Source organism: Rhodococcus sp. K11/5 (assembly GCF_055193735.1).
In genome coordinates, this window is the sequence record NZ_CM143721.1 from 2358016 (window position 1) to 2379293 (window position 21278).

The window sequence follows — 21278 nt, forward strand, 5'->3', positions numbered from 1 at the left end:
CAGGCTTGATTGCACATGAACAAGCTTCTAGGCTTGACGTTGTGTACGTCATGACAGTGGACCAACGGCGCAGCCGACGCGGGACCGACCGGGTTCCCGACGCGGTGGCGCGGTACGCCGAACGCGGTCTCCTCCGACCGTTCGAGCGCACCGCCGGTGACGAGATCCAGGCCGTCACCGACGATCCCGAACTGGTCGTCGATACGGCCCTGGACCTCGTCGACGACGGCGACTGGAGTGTGGGCATCGGGGTCGGCGTCGTCGAACTTCCCCTTCCCGACAGCACCAGGGCCGGCCGGGGTCCCGCATTCGAAGCCGCTCGAACCGCGGTCACGGAGGCCAAGGGGGCGGTGGCTCGCATCGCGGTTCGGGGAGTCGACCAGATCAGTGCTGCCGATGCCGACGCCGTTCTGACCCTGCTGGCCCTGCTCGTGATCCGCCGGAGCGACGCCGGTCGAGCGGCCGTCGCCACCATGCGCCGATCCGAGACCCAGGGCGACGCCGCCACCGAACTCGGCATCAGCCGCCAGGCCGTCTCGCAACGGTTGACCGTGGCGGGCTGGCACGCCGAGACGGCCGCTCGTCCCACCCTCGCGCGACTTCTGGCCGAGGCCGATCGCCGCGCAGGATCGCCGCGATGACCGCCCTCGCACTCGTCGCACTGGCTCTGGCCGCCGTGGTGCCGCTCGTGCCGGTCCGCGACCTGCCCGGTACTGCGTCGACACGCTCGCCGATCCGGATTCCCGCTCCCTGGTGGTCGACCATCGTGGTCGCCGTCGCGGCCCTGGCCGTCGCGGGTATCGCGGCGGTGGCCATACCGGAACCGGTGACGGGCATTCCCGTGGTCGTCGGATCCGTGCTCACGGTGCTCGCGGCCGCCACCGGTGGCGCCGTCGTCGCGCCGGCCGTCTTCCTCCTCGCTCGCCGCGAGACCGAGGTGAGCCGGGAGGCGAATCGGGGACATCACGGCGCCCCGGACACGACGAACCCACCGCGCGAAGATCTGCGCGGTGGGTTGACGATCGGTGTTCTCGAACGCGTGGCCGTCGCGACGTCCGTTCTGACCGGTTGGCCGGAGGGAATCGCCGTGGTGCTCGCGGTGAAGGGACTCGCCCGCTACCCCGAGGTACGCGATGCCCACGCGTCCGAGTACTTCATCATCGGCACCTTCACCAGCGTGCTGTGGGCACTCGCAGCCGGTGGTGTGGGTGTGGGACTGACGAACTGATCAGTTGTCGATCTCGCGCTGCGGCTCGGGAGCGGTCACGGCATCGGGAGCGGACGTCGCGGGCGCGGGTACTGCAGGAGTCGCGATGTCCTTGGCGCTCGCTCCGAGCGAGGTGTCGACCGGCTTGCGAGCGACCGCTTCCGCGTCCGCGACCGCACGAGCGATCGCCGGATCGGTCTTGGTGTCGAACCAGTCGGCAACCTCGGCCGTGTCGTCCTCCGGCTTGCTGTGGGTCTCGCCCTGATCGCTGGGCTCGAAACGGAACACGCCGTCCTCGCCGGGAGCGCCGAGATTCTTGGCGAACCCCTTCAGCGCGTCGCCGAAATCGGAGGGGACGACCCACATCTTGTTGGCGTCGCCCTGCGCCATCTTGGGCAGGGTCTGCAGGTACTGGTATGCGAGCAGCTCGGGGGTCGGCTTTCCGGCCTTGATCGCCTCGAAGACCTTCTCGATAGCCTTGGCTTCACCCTGCGCGTTCAGGTACTTCGCGGCCCGCTCACCCTGCGCCCGCAGAATGCGCGACTGCCGCTCGCCTTCCGCCGACAGGATGGATGCCTGCTTGGCACCCTCGGCGGAAAGAATCTGGCTCTGCTTGTCACCCTCGGCCGTCTTGATCGACGACTCCCGGTGACCCTCGGCCGTCAGAATGGTCGCGCGCTTCTCGCGGTCGGCCTTCATCTGCTTCTCCATCGACTCCTGGATGGAGGGGGGCGGATCGATGCTCTTGAGCTCGACTCGCGCGACGCGCAGGCCCCACCGCCCGGTCGCCTCGTCCAACACACCGCGGAGCTGACCGTTGATCGAGTCACGCGAGGTCAGCGTCTCCTCCAGTGTCATGCCGCCGACCACGTTGCGCAGCGTGGTCGTGGTGAGCTGCTCGACACCGACGATGTAGTTGCTGATCTCGTAGACGGCCGCCTGCGGCGTAGTCACCTGGAAGTAGACGACGGTGTCGATCGACACCGTCAGGTTGTCCTGGGTGATCACGGGCTGCGGCGGGAACGACACCACACGCTCGCGAAGGTCGACCTTGGCGCGCACCCGGTCGACGAACGGGACCAGGAACGCGAGTTGACCGGACACCGTCTTCGAGTAGCGGCCCAGCCGCTCGATCACGGCGGCCTCGGCCTGCGGGACCAGCGTGACGGACTTGGCAACGACCACCGCCACCAGGAACACGACGACGGCGAGAACTATGAGTGCAACCATAGAAGTGGTCACGGTCCTTTCCACACGACGGCTGTGGCGCCGTCGATCTTCATCACGGTCACGGTGGTTCCGGCCGTGTACACCTCGGTGGGATCGAGCGGGCGTGCGGTCCAGACGTCACCGTCCAGGTTCACCGTTCCCGAATGCTCGGCGATCTCGGCGACCACGACGGCGGACTTACCCGTCAATGCCTCGACTCCCATGGGAACAGCGGGAGGATTACGAAAACGCCGCGTCAACATCGGACGGACACCGAGGATCAGGCCCGCCGACAACGCCGCGAACACGATGGCGTCGATCCATACCGGACCGTCGACGAGCGCCGACACTCCGGCCGTGCCGAGTGCACCACCGGCCAGCATCAGCAAGAAGAAATCTCCCGACAACGCCTCACCGGCAGCGAGAAGTACCGCGCCTACGAGCCAAAGAAGTGCAACCACGAACTCCACAGTACGTTGACGCGGACCGGCCGGGGGGTCGCGAATGCCCGGGGCCGACGATTGTTATCCAGACGTTTCGGGCTCGGTCACGAAATCGACCAGCCGTTCGACCGCCCCGATGAGCGGGGCCTCGAGGTCGCGGAACGACGTCACCGCGGCGTAGACGCGCCGCCAGCCGTCGCGCGGTGTTCCCCAACCCAATTCGCGGCAGACTCCGGTCTTCCAGTCCTCGCCGCGCGGAATACGGGGCCAGGCGGAGATCCCGACGGACGACGGCCGAACTGCTTCCCACACATCGATGTACGGGTGACCGGTCACACTCACGTGCGGCCCCAGCGATCGCGTCAGGTGCTCTTCCTTGGAGCCTTCGACCAGGTGGTCGACGAGCACTCCGACGCGCCGACCCGTGCCGGGTCGAAACGCCTGCAGCCGCTCGGCGAGATTGTCGAGGCCCTCGAGGTGTTCGACCACGACGCCCTCCACGCGGAGATCGTGCCCCCACACCCGCTCGACGATGGCCGCGTCGTGAATGCCCTCGACCCAGATGCGGCTCGGCAGAGCCACTTTCGCACGAACGTCGGCGACCCTGGTCGAACCCGAGGCCGAGCGCTCCGGCGCAGTGACGGGTCGAGACACCGGTTTGGTCAACGTGACGGGCGCACCGTCGACGAGAAACGACGCGGGCCTCATCGCGAAGATGCGGGTGCGGCCCCGCCCGTCCTCGAGGCGGACGAAGTCGCCGTCGTAGGACTTCTCGAATCCGACCACCGCACCGCAGAACCCGGTTTCCGCGTCCTCGACCACGAGATCCCGGTCCGCAGGGATCGACGGCACCGTTCGCTGCGCTCGCCGCGGGTGCCCGGCGAAGATGTCTCCGCCGTATCTGCTGTCGCCCGCCATGTCTCACTCTCGTCGTCGTTCGAGTTCTCGCCGTCGGTCGGCGCGAGGGCCGACCGTCGACGGGCAACGCTAGCGAGAACGTCGCCTCGAGCACTCGCCGCCACGCCGACCTAGACTGGATTCTCGTGTCCACTCCCTCAGCCAGTCTCGCGATCTGGTCCGGCGCCTGGCTCGCCGGGGCCGTAGCACCCGACGACGTTCTCGATGCTCTCGCGGAATGGTCGCCGATGCATCTGCTGGTGGCCGCCGACCCCGCCACCGCCGAGCGCCTCGATCTGCCCTGGCCCACCCCTCGGGAGTCCGGTCTCACCGACCTGTTGCGCGCCGTCCGGGACGCGACTCCGGCCGACGGCGGCAACCCGGGAATCGACCTGGTACTCCCCGCGCCCGGCGACGTCGCCGGACTACCCGTCGGCACGGACTTCGCGACCGCGGCGGTGATGGCCGGCGAGGGAGTCCTGGTCGGCCCTCCCGACGGAAACGGCGTCGGGTTCGTCCCCACCCCGGAGGGACCGGACGTGTTGCGCTGGACCGTGTTCTCGGTGCGCGTACCGCGGCCGCGACGCGATCTGTCCCTCGGTGACGTCGAGTTCTCGTTGCGCGACACGGTGCGAGACGCGGCCGACGCGCTGGCCGCGCAACACACCGTCGCGAACAGCCGCGTCGTGGGTGACCCGCACACGTTGATCGCCGAGCGCCTCGCCGGTACGCAACGGCACCGCTATCCCCCACTGCCCCAGCGCACCACGCGCGTGCTGGACACCGCGGACCGCGTCGCGGCGATTCTGGAGGCGGCGCGGACGACCTCGCCGTCCGACGCGGCGACGAGCACCGCCGCCGCGGCTCGCGAGGACCTTCTCCGACCCTTGCTGGCGTCCGTGCGAACCGCTCGCCGCGTGGCCGTCGGCGCCGCGATCGACGAGTTCCTCGGTCCACGCCGCTGAGGCCGGGCACTCGACCGGATCGAGACGCCGGTCGGGGTCAGGACGTCGGGGCGGGCCTGCGCCGTACGGGAGGTTCACAGCAGTTCGGGTTGCACGGCGAGCCGTCGCGTGTGCTGCCGAAAGCCGGCTCGCGGCCCAGTCGCAGCGCCTCGGTTCCGACCGTCTGTTCCTGCACCAACGTTCGGACCAGGGTGGCGAAACGGGGATCGGCGCCGGGAGTTCCCGCGCGCACCAACGACATTCCGAGCTCGTCGGCTTTCTCCGTCGCCTCGGTGTCCAGATCCCACACCACCTCGAGGTGGTCGGACACGAACCCCACCGGGCACACGATCACCGCGTCCACCCCTCGCTCGGACAGTGTTTCGAGGTGATCGCAGATATCCGGGTCGAGCCACGGGATCTGCGGCGGACCGGACCGGGACTGCCACACCACGTCGAACTCGTCGAACCCCGCCGCCGCAGCACACAGCCTCGCCGCTTCCGCGACCTGGCGGCTGTACAGATTGCCCCCGGCGAACGGCGGACCGGCGGCCTCGTCGGCCGAGACCGGAACCGAGTGGGCCGTGAACACCAGTCGAGCCGTGTCTCGGCGCTCGGCGGGCAGACCGGTCCGCGCGGACACGATGGCGTCGGCGAACGCCTCGACCATCAGAGGATGGTCGTAGTACTGGCGGATCTTCTGCAGTTCGGGAGCCCCCGATACCGCGTCTCTCGCCCGCGCGATGTCCTCGTGGTACTGGCGGCATCCCGAGTACCCGCCCCAGGCAGAGGTGGGAAAGACCAGGGCGGAGCGAACACCGTCGTCGCGCATCGTGGCGACGGTGTCCTCGATCATGGGGTGCCAGTTGCGGTTACCGAAGTAGACCGGCAGATCGATTCCGGTGAGCGCGAATTCGGCTTCGACCGCCGCGATGATCTCGCGGTTGAGCCGATTGATCGGCGAGACCCCTCCGAAGTGGTGGTAGTGCTCGGCCACTTCGTCCAGCCGCTCGGGAGGGACACCCCGACCGCGGGTGACATTCTCGAGGAAGGGACGCACCTCGTCCGGTCCTTCCGGACCGCCGAAGGACAGGAGCAGGAGAGCATCGAACGTCATGTCCCCATTGTGCCCCGCCGCGATCGTGCCTCGCCGAGCGGTGGACCCCGAACTACATGTTCTCGGGGAACCAGGTGTTGTGGCTCGCACCTCCGTCGACGTAGACGATGGACCCGGTCGTGGCCGGCAGCCAGTCCGAGAGCAACGCACAGATCGACTTGGCCACCGCGGTGGGGTCGTTGACGTCCCATCCGATCGGGGACGCCCCGTCCCAGTACTCGTTGAGCTGCTCCATCTTCGACGCGTCCCCGGTGGCCGTACCGGCGATGGCCTTGGCTGCCAGGGTCTTGATCGGTCCGGCCGCAACGAGATTGGATCGAATGCCCTTCGCCTCGCCGACCTCGCGAGCGACGTACCGGTTCACCGATTCCAGCGCGGCTTTCGCCACACCCATCCAGTTGTAGAACGGCATCGACGTGCGGGGGTCGAAGTCCATACCGACGATCGAACCGCCACGGTTCATGACGGGCAGGACCGCGCGAGCGAGGGAGGCGTAACTCCACGCCGAGATCTGGAACGCCGCGGCCGCATCGGGACCGGGACCCTCGAGGAACGGCAACGAGCCCGGTCCCATGAGGGACCGCGGCGCGAACGCGATGGAGTGCAGGACTCCGTCGATGCCCTCCGGAGCGACCTCCTGGATCCGGCCGGCCAGCGCGGCGAGGTGCTCCTCGTTCGTGGCGTCGAGTTCGATCGCCGGCGGCACCTCCTTCGGAAGCCGCTGGGCGATGCGATCGATCAGCCGAAGACGGTCGAACCCGGTGATGACGACCTTGGCGCCCTGTTCCTGCGCCATCTTCGCCGCGTGGAAGGCGATCGAGGCGTCGGTGATGATCCCCGTGATCAGGATGGTCTTTCCTTCGAGCAAGCCGCTCATGCGTGTGCCTTTCGGTGAGAGAACAAGTGGACGCGTCGCGTCGGGTGGACGGGTTCCGTCGGTCAGTGACCCATGCCCATGCCGCCGTCGACCGGGATGATCGCGCCGGAGACGTAACTCGAGTCCGGAGAGGCGAGGAAGCTCACGACCGCCGCGACGTCCTCGGGCTTTCCGAGCCGCTTGAGGGGGATGTACTCGCGGGCCTGATCGCGCAGCTTGTCGTCCAACTCCGCGGTCATGTCCGTCTCGATGAACCCGGGTGCGACCACGTTGGCGGTGATCGACCGGGACCCCAGTTCACGGGTCAGCGACCGCGCCATGCCGACCACACCGGCCTTGGAGGAGGCGTAGTTGATCTGGCCGGGGCCGCCGGCCTGACCGACGACCGAGCCCAGGAACACGAACCGCCCGAACCGAGCGCGCAGCATCGACCGGGATGCGCGCTTGGCCACACGGAACGCCCCCGTGAGATTCGCGTCGATGACCGAGGTGAACTGCTCCTCGGTCATCCGCATGAGAAGGGTGTCGTCGGTGATGCCGGCGTTGGCCACGAGAACCTCGACCGGGCCCTGGTGCTCCTCCACCGCGGTGAATGCTGCATCGACCGATGCCGAGTCCGTCACGTCGCACTGCACACCGAACAGACCGTCCGGCGCACCGGAACTGCGATGGGTGACCGCCACCTTGTGACCGTCCGCCGCGAGTCGACGCGCCACGGCCAGTCCGATCCCACGGTTCCCGCCGGTCACCAGGACCGAGCGCGAGACGAACGCTTCGGCGGGAGTGGACGGTGACGCTTCGGACGCAGAGGACATGCGTGGACCTGTTCTTCTCGAGGGACCGCACGGGGTTCGTCCGCACGGGAGGCCGTTCCGGCTCGACGAATGGTACCGATGAGCCTCAGGGCAGCCGCTGGCGCAACGCCAAAGCTGTGACAAGTCCCGCCGCGATGAACAGAACTCCGGCGATGGACCAGGGGCGGCTGGCGTCACCGCGCGTGATCTCGAAACCGATCTGCTCCTCGAGGGTCTCGTAGACCTCGGTCAGTTCCTCGAGACTCGACGCGCTGAAGAAACTGCCGCCCGAGAGGTTCGCGATCTCCTCGAGCGACGGATCGTCCACCGGCACCGCGACCCGTTGGGTGCCACCGGATTCGTCCGTGATGTCGACGGTTCCGAAGCCCGTGCCGAACGAGATGGTGGAGATGGGAATTCCCTTCGACTCCGCTTCTCGCGCCGCGGTGTACGCGCCGCGAGGATCGTCCTCGCTCTCGGGCACGGTCTGCTTGCCGTCGGAGAGCAACACGATGCGCGCGGGAGGCGCGGACTCGCCGCCGCCCAACACTGCCCCGAGCGTCTCGATCGACTGCATGGACGTGAAGATCGCCTCGCCGGTGGCGGTGCGCTCGGCGAGCCTCAGGTTGTCGATGGCGGTCTTGGTCGCTTCGCGGTCGGGGGTCGGCGACACCAGGACCGACGCGGTGCCGGCGAAGGCAACGAGGCCCAGGTTGATGCCCGGGGTCAACCCGTCGGCGAAGTTCTTGCCCGCCTCCTGCGCCGCCGCGAGCCGGGAGGGCTCCACGTCGGTCGCCTCCATCGACAGAGACACGTCGACGACGAGCATGACGGTGGCCCGGTTGCGCGGGACCCGCTGATCCGACGTGGGGCCGGCCAGGGCGACGGTCAGGAACATCAGACCGACGAGCACCAACGCAGTGGGAAGGTGTCGGATGCGGCCGGGGCGCGCCGGCGCCACCCGCTCGAGCAGCTCCATGTTCGCGAACCGCATGGTGTTTCGCTGCCGCCGTCGCTGCGCGGCGACGTATCCGACGGCCAATCCGACGACCACGAGCAGGAACAGCAGCCACCAGGGTGACGAGAATTCGGAGAGGCTCACCGCAGCATCGCTCCCGCGCTCGCACCGTGGCGACGCCGGGACACGAAGCGCACCACGTCCGCGATCCAATCACCGTCGGTCCGCAGTGTCATTCGCGGTGCGCTGCACCGACGAAGGATCTTCTCGACGTCGGACCGATGGTCGGCGGCGGCTCGCGCGAAGTCCGCCCGCAGCTGCGGTGTCACCGAGAACTCTCGGGTCCGACCGGACTCCGGATCGTGCAGCACGATGTCACCGACGTCGGGCAGATCCAGATCGCGGGGATCGAGCACCTCGACGGCCAGGACCTCGTGTCGTGCCGCCAGCGCACGCAACGGGCGCTCCCATTCGGTGCCACCGAGAAAATCGCTGACGACCACTACCATGCCCCGACGACGTTCGGGCCGACGCAACGATTCGAGGGCGCCGACGAAATCGCCTCGTACCCCGTCCGCCGCCGACGGTGTCGTGGCGATCGCGCGCAGCATCGATTGGATGTGCGCGCGACCCCCGCGCGCGGGAATACGCACGAGACGCTCACCGTTGGCGACGACGGCGCCTATGCGGTTGCCGCCACCGCTGGTCAGGTGCGCGATGGCGGCGGCCGCCGCGACGGCCAGATCGCGCTTCTCGCATCCGATGGTGCCGAAGTCGAGGCTCGCCGAGAGATCGATCGCCATCCAGGTCTCGAGTTCCCGATCGGCGACGGTCTGCCGTACGTGGGCGTGTGTGGTGCGAGCCGTGACCGACCAGTCCATCTGGCGTACGTCGTCACCGGGTTGATACTCGCGGGCGTCGCCCGGTTCCGATCCCGGGCCGGGGATCAGACCCAGGTGATCGCCGTGCAGGACGCCGTCGAGGCGTCGTCGGACGGACAACTCGAGGGTGCGCAGGGCGGCCGACAGCCGTGGGTCTTCGAGGGTGCCGGATCGCATGGACGGCGGCGCCCCGTGTGGACGTGCCGGCGTCGAGGGCTCCGTCACCGCGTCGGGTCGGTCGCGGGTGCCTGCTTCTGCAACCAGGGCGCCGGTCCGTTCCCGGCCGATCCGTTCGATCCCGGCTGCGCCTCATCGGGCTGCCGAGGGCCCTGCTGTTGGGGGCCCTGTGGCTGGGGGCCCTGTGGCTGGGGGCCCTGTGGCTGGGGGCCCTGCTGTTGGGGGCCCTGCGGCTGGACCGGACCCTGCTGCGGACCTTGCGGCGCAGGTCCCTGCTGCGGTGGGAACTGCGGTCGCGGACCCTGCTGCTGCGGAAACTGCTGCGGCGCAGCCTGTTGCGGTGCACCCTGGTGCCGGGGATCCTGCTGCGAGGGGAACTGCTGCTGAGGGACGGCCTGTGCGCCCACCTGCGGAAGACCGACCGTCTGGAGAATGCGGGTGATCACCTGCTCCGGGGTGACCTCGTCCGCCAGCGCGTCGTAGGACAGGACCAGCCGATGACGCAGGACGTCGGGAACCACCTCGAGCACGTCCTGCGGCACGACGTAGTCGCGTCCCCGCAGAAAAGCCAGCGCACGACTGGCGCTGATGATGCCGAGGGTGGCGCGAGGCGAGGCTCCGTAGGCGATCCATCCCGCGACGTCGTCGAGTCCGACCTCACGCGGGGTCCGTGTCGCTGCGATGACTCGCACGACGTAGTCGACCAACGCGTGGTGCACGAACACCGATGCCGCCACCTTCTGCAGGCGCACGAGTTCCTCGGGGCCGAGAATCTGCTTCGGAACCGGCGCCGTGACACCCATCCGGTAGACGATCTCTCGCTCTTCCTCGACCGACGGGTAGTCGACGACGATCTTGAACAGGAAGCGGTCTCGCTGCGCCTCGGGGAGCGGGTAGACGCCCTCGTTCTCGATGGGGTTCTGCGTCGCCATCACCAGGAACGGATCGGGCATCGGGTAGGTGTGTCCGCCGATGGAGACGTGGCGCTCGGCCATCACCTCGAGCAGCGCGGACTGCACCTTGGCCGGGGCGCGGTTGATCTCGTCGGCCAGCACGAAGTTGGCCACGACGGGACCGAGTTCGGTGTCGAACTCCTCTTTGCCCTGTCGGTAGATGCGCGTACCGATGAGGTCGGTGGGAACGAGGTCCGGAGTGAACTGCACACGGGAGAATGTTCCCCCCACGACCGTCGCGAACGTCTCGACCGCGAGGGTCTTGGCGACACCCGGTACGCCTTCGAGGAGAACGTGGCCGCGAGCGAGCAGCCCCACGAGGATCCGTTCGACCAACCGGTCCTGCCCGACGATGACACGCTTGACCTCGTAGACGGCCTTCTCGAGGGTCTGCACGTCCCGCTGAAGATCGGTCGCGTCGTTCTCTCGTGACGTCACCTGTGAAACCACCGCTTTCTTGCCCGGACCGACAGGTCGCTTCGTGTGCCCCGACGACCGACGATGCGAACCGGCGACGTCGACCACGTTTCGCACACCACTATGGCAGGTGCCCGCGACACGTGGAGTCTCAGCAGTTCACGCGGGTCACTCGACCAATCGAACGGCATAGGGCGTCATGCCGGCCGTCCGCAACGGTGACACCTTCACGAAGCTCCCCGACTGCGGCGCTTCGAGCATCTGCCCGTCGCCGAGGTACAGCGCGACGTGCTGGCTGGCGCCGGGCCCGTAGAAGACCATGTCGCCGCGCTTGATCTGCGAGGACGGCACCTGCTTGCCGGCGGTGTACTGATATCCCGTGTAGTGCGGCAAGGAGATACCGAGGCCGCCGAATGCGTACATCATGAGGCCGGAGCAGTCGAAACCGACCTTGTCGAAGTCGCCGTAACTGTCGGCCACGCCGCCGTCACGGATGCCCTTGGTGGGGCCGTTCTCGTTCCCGCCGCCCCACGAGTACGGCGTTCCGATCATCGACATACCCCGGTCGATCACCAGCTCGATCGCCGCGCTGCCGGTGAGGTTCGGATTCTTGCCGGTGCTTCCCCGCGGACCGGAGGGTGAGCCGGACGTTCCGGACGGCGTGGTTCCGGGTGCGGTCACCGACGGCGAGGTTCCGGGCGTGACGGCGCCGACCAGGGTGTCGGACGACGACGGGGTGTCCGAGGTGCCGGGTGTGGAAGTGGACGGGAGTCGTGTGGGCGGGGCCTGTGTGGACGGGGCCTGTGTGGACGGGGCCGGGAGTGTCGTGACGTCGGATTCGGCGACCGCCGTGCCCTCGAGGTCGGTGTGTTCGCGCTGTCCGGCAACCAGCTCGGCGGCTCGATCGGCGGCGGCCTGGTCCGCGGCCACCCGAGCCGCGGCCTGTACGGCAGCGGCACGCGCGGCCTCGGCGGCGGCTTCCTCGGCCGCTTCTTCGGCCTGCCGTTGCTCGTCCCACGTCCGGTACGCCTGCCGCTGTCCCTGGAGGCCGACCACTTCGCTGCGCGCGCGGTCCAGTTCGGCCCCGGCGCTGTCCCGCTGCGCCTCCACGACGGCCTTCTGAGCGGCTTGCTCCTGCTGAGCGGTCAGGGCCGCGGCAATGGCCTGTTCCGCCTGCACCTTCTTGGCGTCGGCCTCGGCGGAGGCGCGGTCGGCTTCGATCTTGCTGGCCCGCGCGGTGGAGTCGCGGTTGGCTTGTTCCGTGCGTGCCCGCTGAAGTCCGTCCAATACCGCGTTCTGCTTGTCGGAGAGCAGACGCAGGATCTGAGCACGATCGATCACATCGCGGGGTCCGTCGGCATCGAGCAAGGAGGACACTCGGGCCGAGCCGGTTCCGCGGACATAGTCGTTGACAGCGAACGCGTCGAACTTCTGCTGGGCGTCGGAGATCATGGCGCCTGCGTCTCGAAGGGCCTGTTGGGCCACGCCGACCATGGCGGCGGCGGCGTCGGCGGCGGTACGGGCGTTCTGAAGATCGACGAGGGCCTTGTTGACGTCCTCACGCTTGATCGCGACGCGCGCATCGATCGCGGCGAGTTGCTCGTTCGCCGCGGCGACACGGTCGATCAGTTCGCCCACGCGGCCGAGCGAATCACCGACCCTCGAGTCCGCCGCGGCGAGGTCGGAGTCGGAGGGGTTCGGCGGAGGCGGGGGTACGGCTGCTGCGATGCCGGCGCCGAGAAAGCCGGTGGAGCCGACCACCAGAGCGAAGGCCAGGGCTGCTCCCCCGACGGTCCGACGGGTACGTCCGCGCGAGGGAACGGACGCAGGCGTTGTGCTCGATCGGTCCCGACGGGACCGATCGACGAAGTGGTACTTCAAGCTGTGTCTCCCTCACGTCCGCTACGCGGCGCCGCCGCGTTCACGCGCACGGGGAGGACGACGCAGCCAGACGCCTCCCACGGTCCGCGTGACCCACCACGAACCCCGAGAGCCGAAACGAGTCCCTCTGCGACACTTCTTCCCCAAGCAGTGCCATGCGAACCGTACGACACTTGCTACGCATAGGAAACTTCAGTCACAAATGCCACTCGTGTGATTCGACGAGTGCCATCGCCGCTGATCAGGGCGTTCGCGAAGAAAAGAATTTTTCGACTTTTTTTGTGACGAGACCCGAAAGCATCTCGATCACCGGTCGGAGGGGGACCCCGCGTCACGAGGAGGGTCCGGGCGCCTCCCGGTGGACGCCCGATCCGCGTGGGCGACAGGAGCAGTGGCGACGGTCCGCCGGGCTCGGCGCACGTTCGCCAGCCACGTAGCCGCCGCGACCGCGGCGACGAGGAGAATCAGGGCAACGGTGATCAGCGTGTAGGGCGGACCCGGTTGGGTGACCTCGTCCACGAAGTTCTGAGCGGACACGACGACGTCGGCGTCGTACGCGCGGTCCTGTCCGGCCTCGAGGGTGACCCTGTCGACGGAGGTACTGAACGAACCGACCTGTCCCGGTGCGAGCACCAGAACCGTGCCGCCTTCGTCGGTGCCGATCGTCGTCGCCAGATCGCGGAGCTCGGAATCTCGGTCGAGCCGGCCCCCGAGCACCACGACCTTCAGGTCGACCGCGTCGTCGCGAGCCCGATCGACGACGGACCGCAGGGCCTCCGCGTCGGCCCCGGGCGCGGACACCGAATCGTCGGCCACGTCCAGCAGGATCGACGGCACGTCGAGTCCGGGAACGTCGGTCGCGGCCGGCAGCGTGAGCAGCGGCAGGGAGTGAAGAGAAAGAGACATCGTCCGTCCGCGTCGAGAGTGGGTGGGCCCGAGGGTCCGAGGTCGGGAAGGTGGCCGGGGTACGTGCGCGCGGCTCGACCATACGGTACGAACCGCACCGCACCGTGTCGTCTCGCATCGTCCGCGCGCCGGGCCACCGTGATCGTTGCGCGAGGTCATCGTGTGCACGACGATGGTCGTGGACTGTGAAACATCGACGGCTCGCCGGTACGGCGATTCTGCCGAGAATCTCACAGGACAAGCGTACTGTTAGACTTGAACCACGAGAGAGTAAGGCGGGATCGAGGCCACGATGCACGCCGCGAACCGTGGACACGCGTTCGCAGCCCCGCGCGCACGACCGAGATGCCGACTCTCGCTCAGCGCCGTCGACACAGCCCTGTCGCCGGCGAGCAAAGACAAAGACGAGTGGAGCTGACGTGACCGCAAGTATCGATTCGTTCGGCGCAAAGGGAACCCTGGAGGTCGGTGAGAACTCCTACGAGATCTTCCGACTGAAGTCCGTTCCCGGCACCGACAAGTTGCCCTATGCCCTGAAAGTCCTCGCGGAGAACCTCCTTCGCACCGAGGACGGGTCGAACATCACCAAGGATCACATCGAGGCGATCGCCGCCTGGGACCCGTCCGCGGATCCCAGCATCGAAATCCAGTTCACGCCCGCGCGCGTGCTCATGCAGGACTTCACCGGCGTGCCGTGCATCGTCGACCTCGCCACCATGCGCGAAGCCGTCACGGCCCTCGGCGGAGACCCGGAGAAGGTCAACCCGCTCGCGCCCGCCGAGATGGTCATCGACCACTCGGTGGTCATCGACGTCTTCGGCCGCGCCGACGCTTTCGAGCGCAACGTCGACATCGAGTACCAGCGCAACGGAGAGCGTTACCAGTTCCTGCGGTGGGGCCAGGGCGCGTTCGACGACTTCAAGGTCGTCCCGCCGGGCACCGGCATCGTGCACCAGGTCAACATCGAGCACCTCGCCCGTACCGTCATGGTCCGGAACGGTCAGGCGTACCCGGACACCTGCGTCGGCACCGACTCCCACACCACGATGGTCAACGGACTCGGCGTGCTCGGCTGGGGCGTCGGCGGCATCGAGGCCGAGGCGGCCATGCTCGGTCAGCCCGTCTCCATGCTCATCCCCCGCGTCGTCGGCTTCAAGCTCAGCGGTGGCATCAAGCCGGGCGTGACCGCGACGGACGTGGTTCTCACGGTGACCGACATGCTGCGCAAGCACGGCGTCGTCGGCAAGTTCGTCGAGTTCTACGGCGAGGGTGTCGCCGAGGTCCCGCTGGCGAACCGCGCGACGCTCGGCAACATGAGCCCCGAGTTCGGTTCCACGGCAGCGATCTTCCCGATCGACTCCGAGACCGTCGACTACCTGCGCCTGACCGGCCGCTCCGAGGACCAGCTCGCGCTGGTCGAGGCGTACGCCAAGGAGCAGGGCATGTGGCACGACCCGTCGAACGAGGCGACGTACTCCGAGTACCTCGAACTCGACCTCGGAGACGTGGTGCCCTCGATCGCCGGACCGAAGCGCCCGCAGGACCGAATCCTGCTGTCGGAGTCCAAGATCGCGTTCCGCAAGGACATCCACAACTACGTCGGTGGTGAAGAGGTCGACGCGACCCCCTCGCAACTGGACGACGCCCTCGACAGCACCTTCCCCGGCTCCGACCCGGCCACACTGACTTTCGCCGACGACGGTGCGGAGCCGCTGCACTCCGCGGCCAGCAACGCCGAGGGACGTCCGACCAACCCGATCCGCGTCAACTCCGACGCACAGGGTTCGTTCGTGCTCGATCACGGCGCCGTCGCGATCGCGTCGATCACGTCGTGCACCAACACCTCGAATCCGTCGGTCATGCTCGGCGCAGCTCTCCTGGCCAAGAAGGCCGTCGACAAGGGCCTCACCAGCAAGCCGTGGGTCAAGACCTCCATGGCACCCGGGTCGCAGGTCGTCACGGACTACTACGACAAGGCCGGCATGTGGCCGTACCTGGAGAAGCTGGGCTTCTTCCTGGTCGGTTACGGCTGCGCCACCTGCATCGGCAACTCGGGCCCGCTGGATCCGAAGATCTCCGAGGCCATCCAGGACAACGACCTCACGGTCACCGCCGTCCTGTCCGGCAACCGCAACTTCGAGGGTCGCATCTCCCCCGACGTGAAGATGAACTACCTGGCGTCGCCGCCGCTGGTCATCGCGTACGCCCTGGCCGGAACCATGGACTTCGACTTCGAGAACGACGCGTTGGGTCAGGACCACGACGGTAACGACGTGTTCCTGAAGGACATCTGGCCCAGCCAGAAGGAGATCCAGGAGACGATCACCTCCTCCATCACGCAGGAGATGTACGTCAAGGGCTACGCCGACGTCTTCAAGGGCGACGAGCGCTGGCGCGGATTGCCCACCCCGGACGGCAAGACGTTCGAGTGGGACGCCGAGTCCACCTACGTGCGCAAGCCTCCGTACTTCGACGGCATGCCGAAGGAGCCGGAGCCCGTCACGGACATCTCCGGCGCACGAGTGCTGGCGTACCTGGGCGATTCGGTGACCACCGACCACATCTCCCCCGCCGGCAACATCAAGGCCGGGACGCCGGCTGCGCAGTACCTCGACGACCACGGCGTCGAGCGCAAGGACTACAACTCCTTCGGCTCGCGTCGAGGCAACCACGAGGTGATGATTCGCGGAACGTTCGCGAACATTCGACTGCGCAACCAACTCCTCGACGATGTCTCGGGTGGCTACACCCGCGACTTCACGCAGGACGGTGGCCCGCAGGCCTTCATCTACGACGCGTCGCAGAACTACCAGGAGGCGGGCATCCCGCTGGTCATCCTGGGTGGCAAGGAATACGGTTCCGGGTCCTCACGCGACTGGGCGGCGAAGGGCACCCGCCTCCTCGGCGTCAAGGCCGTCATCACCGAGTCGTTCGAGCGCATCCACCGCTCCAACCTCATCGGAATGGGCGTCGTCCCGCTGCAGTTCCCCGCAGGCGAATCGGCCTCGTCGCTGAAGCTGGACGGCACCGAGACCTTCGACATCACGGGCATCACCGAACTGAACGAGGGCCGCACGCCCTCGACCATGAAGGTCACCGCGACCAAGGAGGACGGTTCGACCATCGAGTTCGACGCCGTGGTGCGCATCGACACGCCCGGCGAGGCGGAGTACTACCGCAACGGCGGCATCCTGCAGTACGTACTGCGCAACATGATCGGCTGATTTCTCTCTCGGCCCGATCTTTCGACGCGGGCCCGGCAGCTCCTGCTGCCGGGCCCGCTGTCGGCCCACCCGAACTCCGTCTCGAAAGTCGGTCGCGCTCATGCCCAAGGTCAGTGAGGACCACCTGGCCGCCCGCCGCGGTCAGATCCTGGACGGCGCCCGACGATGCTTCGCGGAGTACGGATACGAGGGCGCCACGGTCCGTCGACTCGAGGAGACCAGTGGTCTGTCCCGCGGCGCCATCTTTCATCACTTCAAGGACAAGGACGGGCTGTTCCTGGCGCTCGCCCGAGACGACGCTCGCCGTATGGCCGATGTGGCCGCCGAACAGGGTCTCGTCCAGGTGATGCGAGACATGCTCGCGTCGCCGGAGCAGTTCGACTGGCTCGGCACCCGCCTCGAGATCGCCCGCCGCCTGCGCACCGACGCCGACTTCCGGGCGAGCTGGTCCGAGCGGTCGGCAGAGCTTCAGGACGCGGTTCTCTCACGCCTGGAACGGCAGAAGTCCGCGGGCCGGCTGCGGGACGACGTCCCGACCACGGTCCTTCTCGGTTACCTCGACCTCGTGATGGACGGACTCGTCGCCCGCATCGCGTCGGGACAGGGAAGCGAGAACCTCCCGGCCGTGCTCGATCTGGTCGAGGAGTCGGTGCGGCGCCACAACGCGGGCGCGGCGACTACGCCAGCTGAATGAGCTCCAGGTACTCCTGCGACCAGTGATCCTCGGTCCCGTCGGGCAGCAGAATGACCCGCTCGGGAGACAGCGCCTCGGCGGCACCCGGATCGTGCGTCACCAGCACCACCGCACCCTTGTAGCTGCGGAGCGCCTCGAGCACCTGTTCGCGCGAGATGGGGTCGAGGTTGTTGGTGGGCTCGTCGAGCAGTAGCACGTTGGCGGCGGACGACACGAGACCGGCCAGCGCCAGGCGGGTCTTCTCTCCGCCGGACAGTGTGCCCGCGGGTTGCTCGAGCTGGGGACCGGTGAACATGAAGGCGCCCAGCAACGATCGCAGTTCCTGCTCGGGGGTGTCCGGCGCGGCGTGCCGCACGTTCTCCCACACGCTCGCCATGTCGTCCAGCGTGTCGTGCTCCTGAGCGAAGTACCCGACGCGCAGACCGTGTCCCGGATCGATGGACCCGGAATCGCTCTTCTCGGTACCGGCGAGGATCCGCAACAGCGTCGTCTTGCCGGCACCGTTGAGCCCGAGCACCACCACGCGGGATCCGCGGTCGATGGCCAGATCCACACCCGCGAAGATCTCGAGGGATCCGTACATCTTGGTCAGATTGGTGGCCATGAGCGGGGTCTTGCCGCAGGCGGCGGGCTCGGGGAACCGAATATGAGCGACCCGGTCCGACACGCGCTCCTCGTCGAGGTTCGCCATGAGTTTGTCGGCTCGCTTGGCCATGTTCTGCGCGGCCACGGCCTTGGTGGCCTTCGCACCCATCTTCGCTGCCTGAACCCGCAGCGCTCCGGCCTTCTTCTCGGCGTTCGCTCGCTCGCGACGGCGCCGTTGCTCGTCCGTGGAGCGGGCGTCGAGGTACTTCTTCCACCCCATGTTGTAGACGTCGGGCTCGCCGCGCACGGCGTCGAGGAACCACACTCGGTTGACCACGTCCGCCAGCAACTCCACGTCGTGGCTGATCACGATCAGCCCGCCCTCGTGGCTCTGCAGGAAGCCTCGTAACCAGGTGATGGAATCCGCGTCGAGGTGGTTGGTGGGTTCGTCGAGCAACAGCGTCGTTCCCGATCGACCACCGCTGCCGTCGGAGGCGGCGAACAGGATGCGAGCGAGCTCGACGCGACGACGCTGACCACCGGAGAGCGTGCGCATCGCCTGGCCGAGGATGCGATCGGGCAGACCGAGGCTGTTGCAGATCCGCGCGGCCTCGCTCTCGGCGACGTATCCGCCGAGGGACGCGAACTGCTCCTCGAGTTCGCCGTACTTGCGGACCGCCTTGTCGAGCAGGGCCTCGTCCGCCACCTCGGCCATCAGCGCCTGCTGCTTCTCCATCTTGTTCAGCAGGGTGTCGAGACCGCGGGCCGAGAGCACTCGGTCCTTCGCCAGCTGCTCGAGGTTTCCCTCCTTGGGGTCCTGTGGGAGGTACCCGAGCTCACCGGTGCGCGCCACGGATCCCGCGTACGGCTCACCCTCGCCCGCGAGAATTCGCATCGTCGTGGTCTTACCGGCGCCGTTGCGACCCACCAGACCGATTCGGTCTCCGGCCTGCACGCGCAGTGCGGGGCCGGGAGCGGACAGGAGGGTGCGCACGCCGGCGCGAACCTCCAGATCGGTGGCGGTTATCACGTGTTATCGGCTCCTACTGTCGAGGCGGCAAGTTCGGGTCGTCTCGCGGTGTCGAACGACTGCGGACGTCAAACCCTCATTTTAACCTGCCCGGGCAACCCCATCACCCACGTGAGAGTGACTCCGCTAACGTCGGGGCATGAACCCTCAACCGGAACTCCAGGGAAAAGTCGCACTGATCACGGGCGCGAGTCGCGGTATCGGGAAGGCCATCGCTGCGGATCTTCTCGCGCGCGGAGCCTCCGTCACCATCACCGCCCGCAAGGAAGAGCAGCTGAACGCGGCGGCCGACGAACTGCGGTCCGCCGCTCCCGGCGCGCAGGTCCTGGCCATAGCAGGGAACGCCGGAGACGCGCAGTCGCGTCGCGACACCGTCGATCGCACTGTTTCCGAACTGGGATCCCTCGACATCCTCGTCAACAACACGGGCATCAACCCGGTCTACGGCTCCTTGATGGACGCCGACCTCGACGGTGTTCGCAAGATCTTCGACGTCAACGTCGTCGCCACCCTCGGCTACATCCAGGAGGCCTACCGGGCCTGGCTCGGCGAGCACGGCGGCGCCGTGGTCAACGTCGCCAGCGTGGCCGGCATGCGTTCGACGGGCGTGATCGCCGCGTACGGCGCGTCCAAGGCCGCACTCATCCGGCTCACCGAGGAACTGGCGTGGCAACTCGGCCCGAAGATCCGCGTCAACGGGGTGGCCCCCGGCGTGGTGAAGACCAAGTTCGCCGAGGCGCTCGTCGCCGGCGGTGAGGACAACGCATCGCAGGGCTACCCGATGAAGCGTCTCGGTACCCCCGAGGACATCGCACGCCTCGTCGGGTTCCTCGCGTCGGACCAGGCCTCGTGGATCACCGGTGAGACCGTTCGCGTCGACGGTGGCCTGTTGGCCACCGGCTCCCTCTGAGCCGTCACGACGGCACGGTGTCCGATCCCGACGTCGTCGTCCTCGGAGCCGGGCCGTCGGGTCGCGCGGCCGCCTTCCGAGCGGCGGCGGCGGGCGCGACGGTCGCCGTGGTCGACCCGCATCCGCGGCGACGCTGGCGCAACACCTACGGAATGTGGGCGGACGAACTACCGTCGTGGCTCGACCGCGACGTGCGCGCGGCCGAGGTGGCCGCTCCCGGTGTCCACGCGATCGCCGGCCACGTGGTCGCGCGGCCGTACGTGGTGCTCGACACGGGCCGCCTGCAGGATTTCCTCACCGTCGACACGGTGCGGGACGTGCATGCCTCGGCGACGAACGTCGACGGACACCGGGTGTCCCTGTCGGACGGATCGAGGATTCGAGCCGACGCCGTGGTGGACGCTCGCGGCTCGGCCGTGGGTGCCGGGATCCCGGAACAGACCGCATACGGCCTGGTCTTCTCCCGAGATGCCGCCGCGCCGGCTCTCGGCGCGGCCGAGGCCTACATCATGGATTGGCGCCGCGACAACGGCGCTCGGGCGAACGAGACCCCGTCGTTCCTCTACGCCGTCCCGCTCGACGACGACCGCGTTCTGCTCGAGGAGACCTGCCTCGTCGGTCGGCCGGGTCTGAGCTTCGACGTGCTGGCCGACCGACTGCGACACCGACTCGCCGTCCGCGGAGTGTCCGTCTCCGGCGACGAGGACGTCGAGCGCGTTCGGTTCGCGATGAGGCCCCCGCCGCGAGCTCACCGTCGTGTCGAGGTCACCGGCGCTCGCAGTTCGGCCATGCATCCGGCCACCGGATACAGCGTGGCCGCGTCTCTGCGGCGTGCCGACGTGATCACCGCGCGCATCACGGGCGCCGGAAACCGCCGCGACCGACTTCGACGTACCGCTGCCCTGGAGTCCGTGGCGGCCCTGCGGTCGGTGGGAGGTGACGCGCTGCTGACGATGCCGAGCGAGAAGCTGGTGCACTTCTTCGACGACTTCTTCTCGTTGCCGATCGAACGTCAGCGGGCGTACCTGTCCGCCGACGAGGACGTCCGCGCGACGTCGGGCGCGATGCTCGACCTCTTCGGTCGGATCGACAACGGCATCCGGACGGTCATCCTGCGGGCCGTGCGCGACTCCGCGACCGCTGCGGTGGGCGGCCGGATTCGTCGCCGCTGAGG

At 68.1% G+C, this 21278-nt stretch carries 19 protein-coding genes; 7 read left to right on the forward strand and 12 right to left on the reverse strand.

Annotated elements, in window-relative coordinates; translation table 11 throughout:
• Nucleotides 1–41: 41 nt before the first annotated feature.
• Nucleotides 42–641, forward strand: coding sequence for a hypothetical protein (locus ACY466_RS11130; RefSeq protein WP_463245465.1), 600 nt, complete (start codon nucleotides 42–44; stop codon nucleotides 639–641).
• Nucleotides 638–1228 carry a hypothetical protein gene (locus ACY466_RS11135; protein ID WP_463245466.1) on the forward strand — a complete coding sequence of 197 codons (591 nt, stop codon included), beginning with the start codon at nucleotides 638–640 and terminating at the stop codon, nucleotides 1226–1228. The genes ACY466_RS11130 and ACY466_RS11135 overlap by 4 nt, the downstream gene beginning before the upstream one ends.
• Here ACY466_RS11135 and ACY466_RS11140 read toward each other — a convergent pair whose 3' ends face one another.
• The 3 genes from ACY466_RS11140 to ACY466_RS11150 all read right to left on the reverse strand — a co-directional run bounded on the left by ACY466_RS11140 (nucleotide 1229) and on the right by ACY466_RS11150 (nucleotide 3777).
• A complete protein-coding gene (locus ACY466_RS11140) occupies nucleotides 1229–2437 on the reverse strand; it encodes an SPFH domain-containing protein (protein ID WP_463252231.1) in 1209 nt (402 codons plus the stop codon).
• An 8-nt stretch (nucleotides 2438–2445) separates the two neighbouring features.
• A complete protein-coding gene (locus tag ACY466_RS11145; RefSeq protein WP_463245467.1) occupies nucleotides 2446–2877 on the reverse strand; it encodes an NfeD family protein in 432 nt (143 codons plus the stop codon).
• Nucleotides 2878–2940: 63 nt separating this feature from the next.
• Complete coding sequence (locus ACY466_RS11150) at nucleotides 2941–3777, reverse strand: DUF3097 domain-containing protein (protein WP_463245468.1); 837 nt, start codon at nucleotides 3775–3777, stop codon at nucleotides 2941–2943.
• A gap of 125 nt (nucleotides 3778–3902) precedes the next feature.
• On the opposite strand from ACY466_RS11150, the gene ACY466_RS11155 reads away from it, so the two are divergent.
• A complete protein-coding gene (locus ACY466_RS11155; RefSeq protein WP_463245469.1) occupies nucleotides 3903–4721 on the forward strand; it encodes a hypothetical protein in 819 nt (272 codons plus the stop codon).
• Nucleotides 4722–4758: 37 nt separating this feature from the next.
• On the opposite strand, the gene ACY466_RS11160 is transcribed toward ACY466_RS11155, so the two are convergent.
• The 8 genes from ACY466_RS11160 to ACY466_RS11195 form a co-directional block, all read right to left on the reverse strand.
• Nucleotides 4759–5817: a ferrochelatase gene (locus ACY466_RS11160; protein WP_463245471.1), complete on the reverse strand. Its 1059-nt coding sequence runs from the start codon at nucleotides 5815–5817 to the stop codon at nucleotides 4759–4761.
• Nucleotides 5818–5869: 52 nt separating this feature from the next.
• Nucleotides 5870–6694, reverse strand: coding sequence for an NADH-dependent enoyl-ACP reductase InhA (gene inhA, locus ACY466_RS11165; RefSeq protein ID WP_463245472.1), 825 nt, complete (start codon nucleotides 6692–6694; stop codon nucleotides 5870–5872).
• Between the two features lie 62 nt (nucleotides 6695–6756).
• Nucleotides 6757–7509 (reverse strand): 3-oxoacyl-ACP reductase FabG1, encoded by a 753-nt coding sequence (fabG1, locus tag ACY466_RS11170; RefSeq protein WP_463245473.1) that lies wholly within the window; start codon nucleotides 7507–7509, stop codon nucleotides 6757–6759.
• A gap of 85 nt (nucleotides 7510–7594) precedes the next feature.
• Nucleotides 7595–8590 carry a VWA domain-containing protein gene (locus ACY466_RS11175; protein WP_463245474.1) on the reverse strand — a complete coding sequence of 332 codons (996 nt, stop codon included), beginning with the start codon at nucleotides 8588–8590 and terminating at the stop codon, nucleotides 7595–7597.
• The gene (locus tag ACY466_RS11180) at nucleotides 8587–9504 is read right to left on the reverse strand and encodes a DUF58 domain-containing protein (RefSeq protein ID WP_463245475.1); all 918 of its coding nucleotides are present in this window, start codon (nucleotides 9502–9504) and stop codon (nucleotides 8587–8589) included. Before ACY466_RS11180 ends, ACY466_RS11175 begins: the two co-directional genes overlap by 4 nt.
• Nucleotides 9505–9548: 44 nt before the next feature.
• The gene (locus tag ACY466_RS11185) at nucleotides 9549–10907 is read right to left on the reverse strand and encodes an AAA family ATPase (protein WP_463245476.1); all 1359 of its coding nucleotides are present in this window, start codon (nucleotides 10905–10907) and stop codon (nucleotides 9549–9551) included.
• Between the two features lie 135 nt (nucleotides 10908–11042).
• On the reverse strand, nucleotides 11043–12635 hold the full coding sequence (locus ACY466_RS11190) for an NlpC/P60 family protein (protein ID WP_463252232.1): 1593 nt from the start codon (nucleotides 12633–12635) through the stop codon (nucleotides 11043–11045).
• Between the two features lie 426 nt (nucleotides 12636–13061).
• A complete protein-coding gene (locus tag ACY466_RS11195) occupies nucleotides 13062–13661 on the reverse strand; it encodes an Rv1476 family membrane protein (RefSeq protein ID WP_463245477.1) in 600 nt (199 codons plus the stop codon).
• Nucleotides 13662–14080: 419 nt separating this feature from the next.
• Here ACY466_RS11195 and ACY466_RS11200 point away from each other — a divergent pair, with 419 nt between their 5' ends.
• Nucleotides 14081–16885, forward strand: coding sequence for an aconitate hydratase (locus tag ACY466_RS11200; protein ID WP_463245478.1), 2805 nt, complete (start codon nucleotides 14081–14083; stop codon nucleotides 16883–16885).
• 100 nt (nucleotides 16886–16985) lie between these two features.
• On the forward strand, nucleotides 16986–17579 hold the full coding sequence (locus ACY466_RS11205; protein WP_463245479.1) for a TetR/AcrR family transcriptional regulator: 594 nt from the start codon (nucleotides 16986–16988) through the stop codon (nucleotides 17577–17579).
• Here the strand turns inward: ACY466_RS11205 and ACY466_RS11210 are convergent.
• Nucleotides 17563–19194 carry an ABC-F family ATP-binding cassette domain-containing protein gene (locus tag ACY466_RS11210; protein ID WP_463245480.1) on the reverse strand — a complete coding sequence of 544 codons (1632 nt, stop codon included), beginning with the start codon at nucleotides 19192–19194 and terminating at the stop codon, nucleotides 17563–17565. The genes ACY466_RS11205 and ACY466_RS11210 overlap by 17 nt on opposite strands.
• A gap of 139 nt (nucleotides 19195–19333) precedes the next feature.
• Here ACY466_RS11210 and ACY466_RS11215 point away from each other — a divergent pair, with 139 nt between their 5' ends.
• Both ACY466_RS11215 and ACY466_RS11220 read left to right on the forward strand, forming a co-directional pair.
• The gene (locus tag ACY466_RS11215) at nucleotides 19334–20104 is read left to right on the forward strand and encodes an SDR family oxidoreductase (RefSeq protein ID WP_463245481.1); all 771 of its coding nucleotides are present in this window, start codon (nucleotides 19334–19336) and stop codon (nucleotides 20102–20104) included.
• 17 nt (nucleotides 20105–20121) lie between these two features.
• The gene (locus ACY466_RS11220) at nucleotides 20122–21276 is read left to right on the forward strand and encodes a lycopene cyclase family protein (protein ID WP_463245482.1); all 1155 of its coding nucleotides are present in this window, start codon (nucleotides 20122–20124) and stop codon (nucleotides 21274–21276) included.
• Nucleotides 21277–21278: the final 2 nt, after the last annotated feature.